General features: G+C 55.5%; 14 protein-coding genes. 11 read left to right on the top strand and 3 right to left on the bottom strand.

Features of this window, described 5'->3' with window-relative positions; translation table 11 throughout:
- Positions 1-93 precede the first annotated feature (93 nt).
- The 4 genes from AC2FC2_RS11070 to aroL all read left to right on the top strand — a co-directional run bounded on the left by AC2FC2_RS11070 (position 94) and on the right by aroL (position 4,574).
- Positions 94-1,209, top strand: a complete 1,116-nt coding sequence (locus AC2FC2_RS11070; protein ID WP_490659212.1) for an ABC transporter substrate-binding protein — start codon at positions 94-96, stop codon at positions 1,207-1,209.
- Positions 1,202-3,325, top strand: coding sequence for a TonB-dependent siderophore receptor (locus tag AC2FC2_RS11065; protein WP_490659211.1), 2,124 nt, complete (start codon positions 1,202-1,204; stop codon positions 3,323-3,325). The genes AC2FC2_RS11070 and AC2FC2_RS11065 overlap by 8 nt, the downstream gene beginning before the upstream one ends.
- A 90-nt stretch (positions 3,326-3,415) precedes the next feature.
- Complete coding sequence (locus AC2FC2_RS11060) at positions 3,416-3,934, top strand: GNAT family N-acetyltransferase (RefSeq protein WP_265554678.1); 519 nt, start codon at positions 3,416-3,418, stop codon at positions 3,932-3,934.
- A gap of 115 nt (positions 3,935-4,049) precedes the next feature.
- Entirely contained in the window at positions 4,050-4,574 is a 525-nt protein-coding gene (gene aroL, locus AC2FC2_RS11055) for a shikimate kinase AroL (protein ID WP_037423282.1), read from the top strand.
- 109 nt (positions 4,575-4,683) lie between these two features.
- On the opposite strand, the gene AC2FC2_RS11050 is transcribed toward aroL, so the two are convergent.
- The gene (locus tag AC2FC2_RS11050) at positions 4,684-5,433 is read right to left on the bottom strand and encodes an AraC family transcriptional regulator (protein WP_209636641.1); all 750 of its coding nucleotides are present in this window, start codon (positions 5,431-5,433) and stop codon (positions 4,684-4,686) included.
- A 101-nt stretch (positions 5,434-5,534) separates the two neighbouring features.
- Between AC2FC2_RS11050 and AC2FC2_RS11045 the strand changes: the two genes are divergently transcribed.
- The 3 genes from AC2FC2_RS11045 to ppnP all read left to right on the top strand — a co-directional run bounded on the left by AC2FC2_RS11045 (position 5,535) and on the right by ppnP (position 6,752).
- Positions 5,535-5,939: a nuclear transport factor 2 family protein gene (locus AC2FC2_RS11045; protein WP_404760187.1), complete on the top strand. Its 405-nt coding sequence runs from the start codon at positions 5,535-5,537 to the stop codon at positions 5,937-5,939.
- A 46-nt stretch (positions 5,940-5,985) separates the two neighbouring features.
- Positions 5,986-6,186: a YaiA family protein gene (locus AC2FC2_RS11040; protein ID WP_037423273.1), complete on the top strand. Its 201-nt coding sequence runs from the start codon at positions 5,986-5,988 to the stop codon at positions 6,184-6,186.
- 275 nt (positions 6,187-6,461) lie between these two features.
- Entirely contained in the window at positions 6,462-6,752 is a 291-nt protein-coding gene (gene ppnP, locus AC2FC2_RS11035; protein WP_044548616.1) for a pyrimidine/purine nucleoside phosphorylase, read from the top strand.
- 179 nt (positions 6,753-6,931) lie between these two features.
- Here ppnP and rdgC read toward each other — a convergent pair whose 3' ends face one another.
- The gene (gene rdgC / locus AC2FC2_RS11030) at positions 6,932-7,843 is read right to left on the bottom strand and encodes a recombination-associated protein RdgC (protein WP_006321205.1); all 912 of its coding nucleotides are present in this window, start codon (positions 7,841-7,843) and stop codon (positions 6,932-6,934) included.
- Between the two features lie 88 nt (positions 7,844-7,931).
- Complete coding sequence (locus AC2FC2_RS11025) at positions 7,932-10,544, bottom strand: ATP-binding protein (RefSeq protein WP_404760186.1); 2,613 nt, start codon at positions 10,542-10,544, stop codon at positions 7,932-7,934.
- Positions 10,545-10,685: 141 nt separating this feature from the next.
- On the opposite strand from AC2FC2_RS11025, the gene AC2FC2_RS11020 reads away from it, so the two are divergent.
- The 4 genes from AC2FC2_RS11020 to AC2FC2_RS11005 all read left to right on the top strand — a co-directional run bounded on the left by AC2FC2_RS11020 (position 10,686) and on the right by AC2FC2_RS11005 (position 15,183).
- Positions 10,686-12,206, top strand: a complete 1,521-nt coding sequence (locus AC2FC2_RS11020) for a sugar ABC transporter ATP-binding protein (RefSeq protein ID WP_209636632.1) — start codon at positions 10,686-10,688, stop codon at positions 12,204-12,206.
- Between the two features lie 32 nt (positions 12,207-12,238).
- The gene (locus AC2FC2_RS11015) at positions 12,239-13,228 is read left to right on the top strand and encodes an ABC transporter permease subunit (RefSeq protein ID WP_209636630.1); all 990 of its coding nucleotides are present in this window, start codon (positions 12,239-12,241) and stop codon (positions 13,226-13,228) included.
- Positions 13,229-13,369: 141 nt separating this feature from the next.
- Complete coding sequence (locus tag AC2FC2_RS11010) at positions 13,370-14,311, top strand: ABC transporter substrate-binding protein (RefSeq protein ID WP_265554668.1); 942 nt, start codon at positions 13,370-13,372, stop codon at positions 14,309-14,311.
- A gap of 185 nt (positions 14,312-14,496) precedes the next feature.
- Positions 14,497-15,183 (top strand): D-lyxose/D-mannose isomerase, encoded by a 687-nt coding sequence (locus tag AC2FC2_RS11005; RefSeq protein WP_265554665.1) that lies wholly within the window; start codon positions 14,497-14,499, stop codon positions 15,181-15,183.
- Positions 15,184-15,192 lie beyond the last annotated feature (9 nt).

Here is a 15,192-nt window from a genome sequence, read left to right as displayed (position 1 = left end):
GCGGATTTAGGCCGCCTGGCGCGGGTTGTGATTGAAAGTGTTAATGAGAGTGATTATCATGCGCGCATCTTCTTACCTTGATCCGGCCTGTTCATGCGCAATCCCCTCGTTTTACTGCTGCTTTCTCTGTTGCTCGGCGTTTTTAGCGTTCAGGCGAAAATGGTGACTGACATTACCGGTCGTCAGGTCGAAGTGCCGGATAACCCGCAACGCATCGTGTTGGGCGAAAGCCGTATGTTGTATACGCTGTCGCTCTTGGAGCCGGGGAATCCCGCTCAGCGTATCGTCGGCTGGCCGGAAGACATGGCGCGTTTTGATGCGCAAAGCTGGCAGCTTTACACACAAAAGTTTCCGCAGATCAAAGCGATCCCTTCTATTAGCAAGGGGAATTTCCGTCAGGTTAATAGCGAAAACCTGATCAAGTTAAAGCCGGATCTGGTGATTCTCGCACGTTACGCGCGGGAAGAGGGTGACAGTGACGTGTTGCTCAATACGCTGAGTAAGGCCGGAATCGCCGTGATCTACGTTGATTTACGGGTCGACTTGCTGAATAACACCGTGCCGAGTGTCCGTTTGCTGGGGGAAGTTCTCAATCGTCAGCAGCGCGCGGAGCAGTTCATCAGCTTCTACCAGCAGCATATGGCGGTGATCCAGCAGCGATTGGCAGGCTACAAGGGGCCAAAACCCAAGGTAATGCTGCATTTGCACCTTGGGCGGCGTGAAACCTGTTGCACTACGGCGGCACATGGCAACCTCGGCGATCTGCTGGCTTTTGCCGGCGGGGACAATATCGCCAATGCCAGCATCAAAGGCGTTTATGGTGAGCTGAACCCGGAAACCATTTTGACCGCTAATCCCGATATCTATATTGCTACCGGCATGGCCGGGCCAGAGGGCAAGCGTTTTTCCGATCTGCGCCTTGGGCCCTTGGTCACCCAGAAGGAAGCTGACGAAAGCTTCCGGATGATCATGCAAAAGCAGCCGATGCTCGCCAACCTGAAAGCGGTAAAAAACCACCAGGCCTGGAGCATCTGGCACAACTTCTATCTCAGCCCTTACCACGTTGTGGCCGTTGAGATGTTCGCTAAAGCTTTCTACCCGGATCTGTTTGCAGACATCAACCCGCAGCAGACCTTTAAGCAGTTATATCAACAATTTTTGCCGTTACCTTTTTCAGGGACTTATTGGAGTCAGTTAAATAATGAATAACACCCAGCGTGGCTGGTGGTGCGCATTGCCTCTGGCGGCCTGTGCATCGGCCCCGGCGTTCAGCGTCGACAAAACAGCAGAAAAGAGCGAAACCCTGGTGGTGGTGGGTCAACCACCATCGGACGGTGTAAAAAGCTACCAGCCGCTGACAAGCGTGACCGGTACCCGTAGCGAAACCTCTCTGCTGAACGTGCCGCAGGCTATCGACGTTGTCCCGCAACAAGTGATTACCGATCAGGCTGTCAGCAGCCTGGACGAGGCGCTGTATAACGTCAGCGGCATCACACAGGCAAACACGTTGGGAGGCACCCAGGACGCGGTAATGAAACGTGGCTTTGGCGATAACCGCGATGGCTCCATTCTGCGCGACGGCGTGCGTTCGGTTCAGGCACGCAACTTTACCCCGACCACTGAGCGGGTTGAGGTATTGAAAGGTCCGGCATCTATGCTATACGGCATGGGCGAGCCGGGCGGGATGATCAATATGATCACCAAAAAGCCGCAGTTGCAGCAGCACACGCATGTGGAAGGGTGGGGCAGCAGCTTTAAAGGCGGCGGTGGCCAGTTAGACGTTACCGGGCCGCTGGGCACCTCTGGTTTTGCCTATCGGATGATTGTCGATCACGATGAAACCGATTACTGGCGCAATTTTGGACGCAATCGCCAAACGGTGATTGCACCCTCGTTGATGTGGTACGGCGAAAGCACCACGGTGCGTGTGGCTTACGAACATATGGAATACCTAGTGCCCTTTGATCGCGGGACCATCATTGATTCACGCACCGGCAAGCCGGTGAATACGCCGCGCGATCGCCGTTTTGACGAAAGCTATAACGCCACGCGGGGCGATCAGGACAGCGTTACGCTGCAGGTCGATCAGGTACTGAATGAAAGCTGGAAAAGCTCGCTGACCTACGCTTACAGCCGCAATAGCTACAGCGATAATCAGGCACGTGCGCTGGCGCTGAACCCTGATACGGGGGTGTTGTCGCGCCAGGCCGACTCTACGGCCCATGCTGTCAGCCATGCCAACGCGGTACAGCTGACGTTCAATGGCGACGTCGATTGGGGCAAAACCAACCACCAGATGCTATTCGGGTTTGATTTTGAAGATAACCGCACCTACCGCGGCGACATGATTCGCGGCAAAAAGAACAGCGATTTCAACATCTATAATCCGGTGTATGGCCTGATGCCGACCTCGAATGCCGTCAGCGCCAAAGACAGCGATCAGCGTGAAAACCTCACCAGTTATGGCTGGTTTATGCAGGATTCTATCCAACTGACCGAAAAGTGGTTGGTGATGGGCGGCTTGCGCTATGACGCCTTTGACGTTTTCGCCGGGAAAGGGCGGCCCTTTGTCACCAATACCGACAGTTCCGACAGCAAGCTGATACCGCGTGCCGGGGTGGTCTACAAGCTGACGCCGAATGTCTCGCTGTACAGCAGTTACACCGAATCTTTCAAGCCGAACTCTTCCATTGCCAGCCAGATTGGTTCGCTGCCACCGGAACAAGGCAAGGCCTGGGAAGTGGGGAGCAAGGTTGAGTTGCCAAAGGGTATCACCGGCACGCTGGCGCTGTTTGACATCACTAAACGCAACGTGATGGTCAACGAATTGGTAAATGGTGAAACAGTCACCCGCACTGCAGGACGTGTGCGCTCTCAGGGCGTGGAGTTGGATGTTGCAGGCAACATTACCGATTCATTGAGCCTGATCGGTTCTTATGCTTATACCGATGCGCGGGTGGTGGATGATCCCGACAACAAAGGCAAAGAAATGACCAACGTGGCGCGTCATACTGCCTCGCTGTTTATGACCCAGGATCTGGGATCAACGGGGCTATACAGCGGAGATAACGTGCGCGTGGGTGCAGGTGCACGCTATGTGGGGCGCCGCCCTGGTGATGCCGCCAACAGTTTTAATCTCGACAACTACACTGTTGCCGACGCTTTCGCTGCTTACACTCTACCGGTGAAGGGTTACCGGGTGAAATGGCAGTTAAACGTGAAGAACCTGTTCGACAAAACCTATTACCCGTCCAGCGGTGGCAATTTGCGCGTTGCGGTGGGAGAACCACGTGAAGTGGTGCTGCGTGCCAGCGTCGACTTCTGATTTTACGCACAGGAATGTCTGCCCGGCGGCGGGTATCTGCCGCCGGGTAAATCTGATTAAATAGCCGGCCCTGACGTTAAGGAGAACCCGATGAGCCTGCAAATCCGTTTAGCGCAGCCGCAGGATATCGCTCAGTTGATCGCCGTTGAGCGCTCGGCGGCGCAGCTGTTTCATCAACAGCCTGCCTGGTGTTTTATCGCCGAAGGCCCGGTGATGAGTTCAGAACAGCATGCTGATTTTATTCAGCGGCAACACGAATGGTTGGTTGAAGGCGCGTCAGGAGAGGTCGCCGGCTTTATTGCCGTCATACCGCAATCACAGGATTGGCATATCGCCGAGCTGTCGGTAGCCGCCAATTGGCAGCGCCAGGGCATTGGCCGACGTTTGATCGCGGAGGTTGCAGCACAGGCGGCATTGCAAGGCGCACAGCGTTTGACGTTGACGACTTTTATTGATGTGCCCTGGAACGCACCCTATTACCAGCGCCTTGGGTTCAGGCCGATCGCCGCCCAGCAACTCAGTGCGTCATTGAAGCATCAGTTGGCTGAAGACAGTGCGCAGGGTTTTGCTGCGGACAGCCGCTGTGCCATGGAATTTACACTGTCGTAAATATTGAAATACAGGCTGATGGCGGTATGATGCAGCAACTACGCCATCGCACGATCTGCACGCCAGATTCTGGCATGCAAACGCAATCACGTCACCGTATAAGGGACAACCCGTAATGACACAAACCATTTTCATGGTCGGCGCTCGCGGAGCCGGTAAAACCACGGTGGGCAATGCACTGGCGTTGGCGCTGGGCTATCAATTCATCGATACCGATCTGTTTATGCAGCAGACCACGCAGATGAGCGTGGCGGAAATGGTCGAAAAAGAAGGCTGGCTGGGGTTTCGCCGCCGTGAAAGCATCGCGCTGCAAACCGTGACGCAACCGTCAACTGTAGTTGCCACCGGCGGTGGTGCAATCCTGGCAGAAGAGAACCGCCGCTTTATGCGTCAGCACGGCACGGTGATTTACCTGCGCTCGCCGGCTGACGTACTGGCACAACGACTGGAAGAATACCCACAAGACGCACAGCGCCCAACCTTGACCGGCCGCCCTATTGCCGAAGAGATGTTGGAAGTGTTGGCCGCTCGCGAAGCCTTGTATCAGGAAGCTGCGCATTACGTGATGGACGGTACCGGCAACCCACAACAGGTGGTGGCTCAGATCCTCGCCGCGTTACAGCGTGAAACGGTAAAGTAATACCTAAAGGGTACGTGCGGGCACACTAGGCTGTGCCCGATTCTCTGCATTTCCCCTGCTTTCCCCCGTGTCGAACCGCCTCACGCGTCTGAGTGTTGGGATGAGGACACTACGAGTGTGCCTGATCGGCTGGGTGCGCTGTAAAATACAGCCCCGGCGTGATGCCAAAACGTTGACGGAAAGCGGCAATGTAGGCACTGACATTCTCGTAACCGTAGTCGCCGGCGATCCGATTGACGGACTCGCCGCGCGACAATGGCTCCAGCGAGCGAATCACCCGGGCTTGTTGGCGCCAGCGGGCGAAAGTGACGCCAGTTTCGCCAATAAAACGGCGGCTCAGGGTGCGGACGCTCAGTCCGGCCCAGGCAGCCCATTCAATCTGGCTCCGGTTGTCAGCAGGATCGTTCAGCAGTGCACGCGCAATTTTCAACAACCGCGCGTCCTGCGGTAGCGGCAGTTGGAGCGGGGCGCTTTCCTGAGCACGGACTTCATCTAACAATACATGCAATAGCCGCCGCTGCGGCGCGTTCAACTTTTGCCCGGCGAAGGGCGTTATGCGTTCCACAAGCGCCTGAATCAACCCGGAGGCGGTACTTAGCCGGGGTTGTTCAGGTAATCCGCCACAGTAAGCTTCCGGCACATATAGGCTCCAGCCTGCTACGTTGCCGCACGCCACCGCCTGATGTGCGCAATGAGGGGGCAGCCAGCCAATATTACCCGCGGTCATTGCCCATTGCCGCTCGTGGGTTTCCAGCGCGATCATGCCATGGGTTAACAAATAGATTTGCCCCTCGGTATGTTGATGCCAAGGCGTCAGGTGTTTTTTCTCATGCCAGAGTCGCTCGCTTTGCAGGATCATATTGATTGGCCGATTTACAGTATAAAAAGTCCCAGTGCGCTTATTATGCCACGCTCTGGCCGCGCTATGATCTCCGCTTCATTCAATTCTGGAGATTGCTGATGACCTTGAAGACCCCAGCCGCCATTGTGCTCGACGCCTTGCAGCAGGTGGTTGCTGCCCCGCAGCACCAACCGGCGCTGATCGCTGAATTCTTCCATGCGGATTACCACCAGCAGGTGGATGGTAAAACGCTCGATTATTCGCAGTTTGTACAACATATGGCGTTGCTGAAGCAGCTCACCCGTAGCATGACATTGGTGTTTGTCGCGGTTGCCGGGCAGGGCGACGCGGTGTTGACGCACCATCTGGTACGGGTGGAAAAACGCGATGGCGGCAGTAGCTTGGTCAAGGTGCTGGCGCATTTCACTGTGCGTGACGGAAAAATCAGCGCCTGCGATGAACTGACGCAATTGCTGGAGGGGGAGCACGGCGATCGCGACCTGGGGTCATGCGTGTCGGTCTAAATAGCGCTGCTATACTTAAGCTTGTGGAATCACAGGGGAGATGAGCATGCGCGAAAATGACCGACCTGGTTATCCGAGAACCGCCCGAGTGGTCGCCGTTGACCGGGGCGATCCAAGCTTGCATATGCACCGTTTTGAGGTGCGTACCGATGACATTGAGCCGAACACGCTGCTCAGTGAGCATCCTACCGAGCAGGAAGCGCTTGATGCCAAGCATCGCTACGAAGATCCTGCGCTGGAAGATTAATCGACATCCCCAGAAGCCGGCGCAAGGCCGGTTTCTTTTATTCATTTTTTTGCTAATTGACTGATTAAAATAGCGAATAAAGTTGTATGCCACTTTCTGAATCTGGTATGCGGTGCCTTTTGAAGCCAGGATGCAGAAGGGCTATCTGGCACGTCTCCACTCTGCAGAACTTTACTCTGCGTCTCGATCGCATTTCGCGTGAAAAACCAGTGACAGATCAACCTTAATCCCCCAATATGGATTCCCCATAAAGTTGATTACGCGGGTGCCAGTCTATGCTGAAAGTGAACGAGTATTTTGCCGGAAAAGTGAAGTCTATCGGTTTCGATAGTAGCAGCATCGGCCTTACCAGCGTCGGTGTTATGGAAGAGGGAGAGTACACCTTCAGCACCGCCCAGCCGGAAGAAATGACCGTAATTACCGGCGCGTTGAAAGTGTTGTTGCCGGGCTCGCCGGATTGGCAGGTATTTATGCCGGGTGAGAAGTTCTTCGTACCGGGCCACAGTGAGTTCAACCTGCAGGTTGCCGATGCAACGGCCTATCTGTGCCGCTACTTAAGTAAATAATCCTACCCTTTACTTGACGCCACAGCGCTGTTGGCCGCGCGCACTCACCCCAGTCACTTACTTGCGTAAGTCCCTGGGGTTCTCGCACTTGCCACCTGGCTGCAACTCAAATTAATTTGGGTAGGTTGTTTATTTGGCAAAAGCTGCGCATCTGGAGCAAAGGCGCAGTTTTTGCAGGCTCAACGCTGGGCTTCGCCACCCAGAGCTTCGATGGTGTTCTTGATTAACGCCGCCAGCTCGCTGGTCATCAGGATGAAGTCGGCGTCAAAACGCTGGGCAAAATCGTCACGATCGATGTCGTCATTCTGCTCACGCAGTGCATCAGCAAACTTCAGACGTTTCAACGAGCCGTCGTCCGCCAGGACCAGTTGAATGCGTTCTTGCCAGTCAACCGCCAGTTTGGTCACCAGCTTGCCGGCTTCAATGTGCACCGCAATCTCATCGCTGATCAGGTTCTGTTTTTTGCAGCGAATAACGCCGCCATCTTCCAGAATTGCCTTCAGTTCCGCTTCGTCCTGAATGATAAAGCCCGCAGGCAGTTCGCCGGAGCGTACCCATTCAGTCAGCGTCAGTTCAATTGGGCTTTCCATGGTCAACGGCACCACGGGCAGAGAACCCAGACTTTTGCGCAACAGCGCGAGTGTATCTTCCGCACGCTTGGCGCTAGCAGCATCAACCATGATCAGATCGTTGACGGTGTCTATCCACATAAACGTCTGGTTAAAACGGCTGAAGGCACGTGGCAGCAAGCTGTGCAGCACTTCGTCTTTCAGTGCGTCTTTCTCGGTTTTCTTCAGTTTACGGTGTTGCTCACCTTCCAGGCGTTCAATCTTGGCCTGCAACTCTTGCTTGATGACCGGCGACGGCAGGATTTTTTCTTCCTTGCGCGCACAGATGACGATCTGGCCATTCACTGCATGCGTCAATGCGTCGCTGTGCGAGCCCATCGGGGAGACCCAGCCGGTTTTCGCCATGTCCTGGCTGCCGCACGGGGTGAAAGCAAAGGCGCTGAGCTGTTTTTCCATTTCATCCGCGTTTAGCGCAACTTCGCGGCTCAAACGGTAAACCATCAAATTCTTAAACCACAGCATAATGTTATCCCTGGCTGGGCGTGCATCTGGCACGCTTATTCATCAAAAGCAGGGCGGCATAATAACGAATCAGAGGCGAAAAATCGCCTCATTCCCTCTCAATTGCGTCGTCGACCGCGTTTGAACGACGTGCCCGTTGCAACGCCATCGCCAGCTGACGCTGGCTGAAAGGCTTGCGCAGCAATTCCACATTAGGCAGCGTGTCTTCGTGGTTTCGACGTATATCCTGACCGCTGATCAACAAGGCCGTGATGCGCGGATTAATCTCTCGCGCCAGCCCAATCACCTGTGCGCCGTCCAGCTCGCCCGGTAACATCAGGTCGCTTATCAGTACGCCGATATCCGACGTCTGACGTAACAGCGCCAGTGCTTCATGGCTGTCCGCACAGTCCAGCGTCAGGTAGCCGAGCTGGTGTAGATGTTCACACAACGTATGGCGCACGTCGTTTTCATCTTCCAATACCAGTACCAGGTTGCCGCTGTCGTTATCTTCCTCGGTTGGCAGGGCCGGTGCGTCTATCAGTGCTGGCGTAGGCGCTCGTGGCAACTGCAAGCGCACCAGTGTCCCTTGGCCCGGAGTGGTTTCAATCTGTACCCGGCCACCTGACTGGCGAACAAACCCGTATACCATCGACAGCCCCAGTCCACTGCCGCTGCCCACGGCCTTGGTGGTGAAGAAGGGTTCGAACACCTGCGCTTTGACCTCTTCCGACATGCCACAGCCGGTGTCGATCACCTCTAGCGTCACCATGTCCTGTTTCTTGCCGCCGCTGCGCACCACGCGTTGGTTGTAGGTCCGGATCTTCACTATGCCGCTGCGGCCCTCCATGGCGTCGCGGGCGTTGACCACCAGATTGATCAGCGCATTTTCTAACTGGTTAGCATCAACCCACGCCGGCCAGCCAGGATGCTGAGACTCAATGACCAGGGACAGCGTCGTGGGCAGTGAATGACGTAGCAACTCCTGCAGATTTTCCACCAGCAGGTGAAGCGTGATGGCCTGCGGGTGCAGTGCCTGTTTACGAGAGAACGCCAGCAGTCGCTGGGTGAGCTGTGCCCCGCGTTCGGCAGCCTTCAGTGCGCGAGCGATGCGTTGCTCAGTCTGTGCGTCCTGTGTCTGCTGGGTCGTCAGCTCCAAACTGCCGATAATTACCGCCAACAGGTTATTAAAATCATGCGCCAATCCGCCGGTGAGTTGGCCGACTGCCTTCATTTTTTGACTGTGCAACAGTGCTTCTTCCAACGCTTTACGCTCGGTACGCTCCAGCACCACGTTGACCACGCCACGGTTTGGTACTGGGCTAAAACGCAGCTCGACGGTGCGCCCATCGCTCAGCCTTAGCTCCTGCGGTTGCGGCAGTTCGCTGGAGAGGTTGGCCAACACCGCATCCCAACGCTGGCCGGCCGGAGGTGTCACGTGTTGCAGCAGCTCGCGGTAGTGTTGTCCCCGGTGTAATTGGTGTTCGTTTAATCCCAACAGGAGAGGATATTGCGGGTTCCACACGACCAATTGACCGTCGTTATCAAAGAGTGCGAAGCCGTCGCGCATCGCCAGAAACGTGGTTTCCAACTGGGTGCTTTTCTCTTTCAACAGGCGGGAAGTCTGTTCGAGTGAGGCGGTATTACGTGCAAAAACGTTGAATGCGCGTGCCAGTTCGCCCAATTCATCGCGGCGTTGCAGCGCGGGTACGCTGACATCGCGCTCACCCCGTGCCAACCGCGTCATGGCGTTAGCAATTGCGGTCAGGTTCGAGCCGAGGTTGCGGTAGATATACAACCCGGCGAAACCGGTAATCACCAGCGCCAGCAGCGCAAACAGGCCGATAAATACGCTGATGGAACTGAGTTCATGGTGCGTTTGGTGGGTACGTAGCTCCGATTCGTCCGCCACTTTCTGTACGTAAAGATTGATATCATCGTTGAGCATCGCGACTAACGCTTTGATATGGTAGGTGTAATAGGCCAGGGCGAGATCGCTTTGCTCCAACTCCAGTGTTTCAGGCAGCAACCGTTGTTCATTGTCCCGAAATTGCCGCATTTTCTCATCCACCAACGCATCTGGGCTGTTTTGCGGCCAGTAGGCCATCACGCTATCGAGCTGTTGGGCTGCTGCCTTGGGCGTTGGGGTTTGAATGGCAATGGCCAGCAGCCGATCAATTTGGCTCAGAAGCGGCTGCGAAGGTTGGTTCAAGTTATGGCGCTGGTTAAGGCTGGCGATATGCCGCAGCGTGCTTTGTGACTGATACAGACCGCTGAGAAGAATATTGCGTTGTAAATGCCGCGCGTGGCCGAGATCCAGCATGCGGGTTACACTGGTTTCCAACGCGTTACTGCGGCTGATGATGCGTTTGACCAGGGCCGGTTCACTGTGTGCCAGGGGTGCTTCTGCCAACCGACTGAGTGAAGCCTGTAGCGCCAGCTGAGTCTGTTTCAGTCGAGCGGATTCGCTTTGGTACTCCAGCGCGCCAACCACTTGCGAAAGCCGAATCGCGGCGGTCGCCACGTTTGACGTGTCCCGGCTCAACGCCATACTGCCGTTCATCTCTTTCAGCGTCTGCGCCTGCACCTGTTCCTGCAGCTTGCCCGCATGGTTAAAACCGACGATTGCCACCCCACTGACCATGAGCGTCACCGCCACAACCAGCAGGTTGAACATCAGCAAGCGCCCACGAGCACCGGCAAGGAAAGGCAATCTGCGCATCGTATCTCCCGTAACTGACTGTTCGCAGTATAGATCCCCGTTCCATTAACAATATGACAAAGATGAATGGACGCTGACATTTTGCATTTATTTATGCGTGGTTAACTGCTCTCAATCCGAACCCTAACCTGAGGTATGACGATGAGCGCGATCCCGATTCTGGAAATGCACAACATCGCCAAGCGTTTTGGTCAGTTTTATGCGCTTAAAGGCGTCAATCTGACGGTATATCGCGGGGAAATTCACGCGTTGATGGGGGAAAACGGTGCAGGTAAAAGTACCTTAATGAAAATATTGGCCGGCGCTTATATCGCCAGCAGCGGGGAAATTTTTATCGATGGGCAGCCGTTCGCCATTAAAGGGCCAAAAGATGCCCTGGCAGCAGGCATCACGCTGATTTATCAGGAAATGAACCTTGCACCGAACTTGACGGTGGCAGAGAACATATTTCTGGGCAGCGAGATCCAGCGCGGTGGCCTGGTAAAACGCGGACAGATGTTGCTGGACGCGCAGAAGGTGATCGATCGTTTGGGGGCTCAGTTCAGCGCCGGCGATCGGGTGATGAAATTAACCATCGCCGAGCAGCAACAGGTAGAAATTGCCCGTGCGCTGCATCGCAACAGCCGTATCCTGGTTATGGATGAGCCGACGGCGGCGCTTTCTTCACGTGAGACGCAGCGATTGTTCGAGCTGATCAAGCGCCTGCGTGATGAGGGCATGGCGATTATTTACATCAGCCATCGCATGGCGGAAGTGTATGAACTGTCGGACCGCGTCAGTGTCCTGCGCGACGGCCAATATGTCGGTAGCCTGATGCGCGACAAACTGTCCGCCAGCGAATTGGTGCGCATGATGGTGGGCCGCCCATTAAGTGATTTGTTCAATAAGGAACCGGGCATTGCGGTAGGCGAACCACGCCTGACGCTGCACGGCCTGACCGATGGCAAGAAGGTGAAACCCGTCAGCCTGCAAGTGCGCGCCGGTGAAATTGTTGGCCTTGCCGGGTTGGTAGGCGCCGGGCGATCCGAACTGGCTCAGCTGATATTTGGCGTGCGCAAGGCCAGTGGTGGCACGGTGGAGATTGACGGCACGTTGGCCAATATCCATTCACCGCGCGATGCCATTGCCCTGGGTATCGGTTTTCTTACGGAAAACCGCAAAGAGCAGGGGTTATTCCTCGATCTGGCTGCGCATGAAAATATCGTCATGGCGACACTGGAACGTGACGGCCGCTATGGCCTGCTCAATCGCCGCAAGGCACAGCGTATTTCCAGTGACGCTATCAGCTTGTTGAATATCCGCGTGCCGCATGCCCAGGTACGTGCCGGTGGGCTGTCCGGCGGCAACCAGCAAAAGCTGCTGATTTCACGCTGGGTGGCGATCGGCCCGCGCATTCTGATCCTCGACGAACCGACGCGCGGCGTTGACGTCGGTGCCAAAAGCGAAATTTACCGCATCATGAGCCAGATGGCACAGCAGGGTGTGGCGATCCTGATGATCTCCAGTGAACTGCCTGAAGTGGTCGGTATGAGCGACCGGGTCTACGTGATGCACGAAGGCAGCATCGTTGGGGAACTGAACGGCGGTGATATCAGCCAGGAAAATATTATGGCGCTGGCAACCGGCGTCGACTCCCCTCAGCCGCAGGTGACAACCGCATGAATAATTCTATCCCCACGCTCAAGGAGCCTGCCATGACATCAAATTCGCTGCCGCCAGGTGCAAAGAACCCTACGCTAAAACGGGCATTGCTGGGCGATATGATGCAAACCGTCGGTATCTTGCCGATATTGATCTTGATCGTCGCCGTTTTCGGTTTTGTTGCGCCAAACTTTTTCACTGATGCCAACCTACTGAATATCGCCCGGCAGGCATCAATTAACATCGTATTGGCGGCGGGCATGACCTTTATCATCCTGACCGGCGGTATCGATCTCTCGGTCGGTTCGATGCTGGGCACCACGGCAGTGGTGGCAATGGCCGTCTCATTGATGCCGGGCTTCGCCGGAATGTCAATTCCGCTGGCGCTTCTGGCCGGCTTGGGCATGGGGTTGTTTAACGGTTTCTTGGTGGCCTACGCCGGTTTGCCGCCGTTTATCGTCACGCTCGGGACCTATACCGCACTGCGTGGTGCCGCTTATCTGCTGGCAGACGGTACTACCATTATCAACTCCAATATCAGTTTTGAATGGATCGGCAATGCTTATCTGGGGCCGATCCCTTGGCTGGTGATCATCGCTTTTGCCGTCATTGCGCTGTGCTGGTTTATCCTGCGCCGCACCACGCTGGGCGTACATATCTATGCCGTGGGCGGCAACATCCAGGCGGCACGTCTGACCGGGATCAAGGTGGGTGCGGTGCTGCTGTTCGTCTACGGTATGAGCGGTTTGCTGTCAGGGCTGGGGGGGATAATGAGTGCCTCACGGCTTTATAGCGCCAACGGCAATCTCGGTATGGGCTATGAGCTGGATGCGATTGCTGCGGTGATCCTCGGCGGTACCAGCTTTGTCGGCGGCATTGGCACCATTACCGGCACGCTGGTGGGGGCGCTGATTATCGCTACCCTCAACAACGGCATGACGCTGATGGGGGTCTCTTACTTCTGGCAATTAGTGATCAAAGGGGCCGTCATCATCATCGCGGTGCTGATCGATAAATACCGCACCCGTAATTATCAACACTAATACCCGTTGTCTTTCAAGCGACAGCCTTGCTGGCTGCAGCTTGAAAACCCTAGAGCAAGTTTGAGTGAGTGAGAGAAATCAGTTGGTTAGCGCCCACCGGGGCAGGTTTTTCATAGATTAGAAAATAATGAGGAAAACACTATGCGTTTCAAGCCATTGATTACCGCTTTACTGGTTACCGCTGCGCTCGGCAGTGCGTCGTTGGTGCAGGCAAAAGAGTTGAAATCGATTGGGGTGACGGTAGGGGATTTGGCCAACCCGTTCTTCGTGCAGATCACCAAGGGGGCTGAGCTGAAGGCGCGTGAGCTGGCCGGTGACAAGGTAAACGTCACGCTGGTGTCGAGCGGTTACGATCTTGGTCAGCAGGTGGCGCAGATTGATAACTTTATCGCTGCCAAGGTCGATATGATCATCCTGAACGCTGCGGATTCCAAGGGCATTGGCCCAGCCGTCAAACGCGCCAAGGATGCCGGTATCGTGGTGGTGGCGGTTGACGTGGCGGCCGAAGGTGCCGATGCCACCATTACCTCGGACAACACTCAGGCCGGTGCCATGGCATGTAAATACATCAGCGACCGCCTGAAAGAGAAAGGCAACGTGGTGATCATCAATGGGCCACCGGTATCTGCCGTGCAAAACCGGGTGGAAGGCTGCATGACCGAGCTGAAGAAACACCCAGAGATCAAGCTGCTGTCTTATAACCAGAACGCGAAAGGCAGCCGTGAAGGCGGGTTGGAGATCATGACCGCGTTGCTGGCGGCCAATCCGAAGATCGACGGTGTCTTTGCGATTAACGATCCGACAGCGATCGGTGCCGATCTGGCGGCGAAACAAGCACAGCGTAGCGAATTCTTCATCGTTGGCGTAGACGGATCGCCGGACGGCGAGGAAGCGCTTAAACGCGGCAATTCACTGTTTGTGGCGACGCCTGCACAGGATCCCCAGGTTATGGCGGCCAAAGCGGTCGAGATCGGTTATCAAATCCTGCAGGGCAAACCTGCACCGACCGGTCCGGTGCTGATCCCGGTCACCATGATCGATAAAAACAATATTGGCAGCTACAAAGGCTGGACGGTGAAATAACCGTTATACCCTTATCCTTCAAGCTGCCTCTTTGTTGGCTGCCTTTGTTAACCCGAACAACTTACCTGAGTAAGCTCATCGGGATTCACTCAGTTGCCGGCTAGACGCATCTTGAATGATTTTGGGTATATTTACGGGGCCTGCCAGATCGGGCCCCCCATTCCTTAAGCGCTTCCGGAGGCACCATGAACCGTTCCGCCGTGAATCATATTCTGCAGCAAACCCAGCACTTTTTTGCCCGTTTTGACGTTCAGTTACCCCCTTTTGCCCATTTCAGCCCACCCGTTTGGCGGCAGCTTGATCGCCAGCCGTGGCAAGAGGTGTTCGACCTGAAGCTGGGTTGGGATGTTACGGCGTTCGGCGGCGATGATTTTGCCCGTCAGGGACTTACGTTGTTTACCCTGCGTAATGGTTCACCCGGCGGGCAGCCCTATGCCAAAGGCTATGCGGAAAAGATCATGCATTGCCGCGAAGCGCAGGTAACGCCGATGCATTTTCACTGGCGTAAGCGGGAAGACATCATCAACCGTGGTGGAGGCAACCTGATCGTGGAGTTACACAATGCCGACTCGCAGGAAGCGCTGGCCGATAGCGCCGTGACCGTCACGCTGGACGGTTGCAAACAGACCCACGCTGCCGGTTCGCGGCTGCGGCTGGCACCCGGAGAAAGCATTTGCCTGACGCCAGGTATCTACCACAGTTTTTGGGGGGAGGAGGGCTTTGGCGACGTGCTGGTCGGTGAAGTGTCCACGGTGAACGATGACGACAATGACAACCGTTTCCTGACACCGCTCAAGCGCTTTAGCCAGATCCTAGAAGATCAGCCGCCGCAGTGGTTGTTGTGTAACGACTATTTGCGCTTTATCGATTAAGGAGAACCA

This window comes from Serratia sp. CoH_122_TC_1, assembly GCF_058191755.1.
This window is presented reverse-complemented; position numbering and strand designations above follow the sequence as displayed.

Bases quoted from the DNA above. Each gene is read 5' to 3' on its own strand.
- AC2FC2_RS11065 (WP_490659211.1), top strand. From the start codon at position 1,202: ATGAATAACACCCAGCGTGGCTGGTGGTGCGCATTGCCTCTGGCGGCC.
- aroL (WP_037423282.1), top strand. From the start codon at position 4,050: ATGACACAAACCATTTTCATGGTCGGCGCTCGCGGAGCCGGTAAAACC.
- AC2FC2_RS11005 (WP_265554665.1), top strand. From the start codon at position 14,497: ATGAACCGTTCCGCCGTGAATCATATTCTGCAGCAAACCCAGCACTTT.
- ppnP (WP_044548616.1), top strand. From the start codon at position 6,462: ATGCTGAAAGTGAACGAGTATTTTGCCGGAAAAGTGAAGTCTATCGGT.
- AC2FC2_RS11025 (WP_404760186.1), bottom strand. From the start codon at position 10,544: ATGCGCAGATTGCCTTTCCTTGCCGGTGCTCGTGGGCGCTTGCTGATG.
- AC2FC2_RS11020 (WP_209636632.1), top strand. From the start codon at position 10,686: ATGAGCGCGATCCCGATTCTGGAAATGCACAACATCGCCAAGCGTTTT.
- AC2FC2_RS11015 (WP_209636630.1), top strand. From the start codon at position 12,239: ATGACATCAAATTCGCTGCCGCCAGGTGCAAAGAACCCTACGCTAAAA.
- AC2FC2_RS11045 (WP_404760187.1), top strand. From the start codon at position 5,535: ATGACCTTGAAGACCCCAGCCGCCATTGTGCTCGACGCCTTGCAGCAG.
- AC2FC2_RS11060 (WP_265554678.1), top strand. From the start codon at position 3,416: ATGAGCCTGCAAATCCGTTTAGCGCAGCCGCAGGATATCGCTCAGTTG.
- rdgC (WP_006321205.1), bottom strand. From the start codon at position 7,843: ATGCTGTGGTTTAAGAATTTGATGGTTTACCGTTTGAGCCGCGAAGTT.
- AC2FC2_RS11070 (WP_490659212.1), top strand. From the start codon at position 94: ATGCGCAATCCCCTCGTTTTACTGCTGCTTTCTCTGTTGCTCGGCGTT.
- AC2FC2_RS11050 (WP_209636641.1), bottom strand. From the start codon at position 5,433: ATGATCCTGCAAAGCGAGCGACTCTGGCATGAGAAAAAACACCTGACG.
- AC2FC2_RS11010 (WP_265554668.1), top strand. From the start codon at position 13,370: ATGCGTTTCAAGCCATTGATTACCGCTTTACTGGTTACCGCTGCGCTC.
- AC2FC2_RS11040 (WP_037423273.1), top strand. From the start codon at position 5,986: ATGCGCGAAAATGACCGACCTGGTTATCCGAGAACCGCCCGAGTGGTC.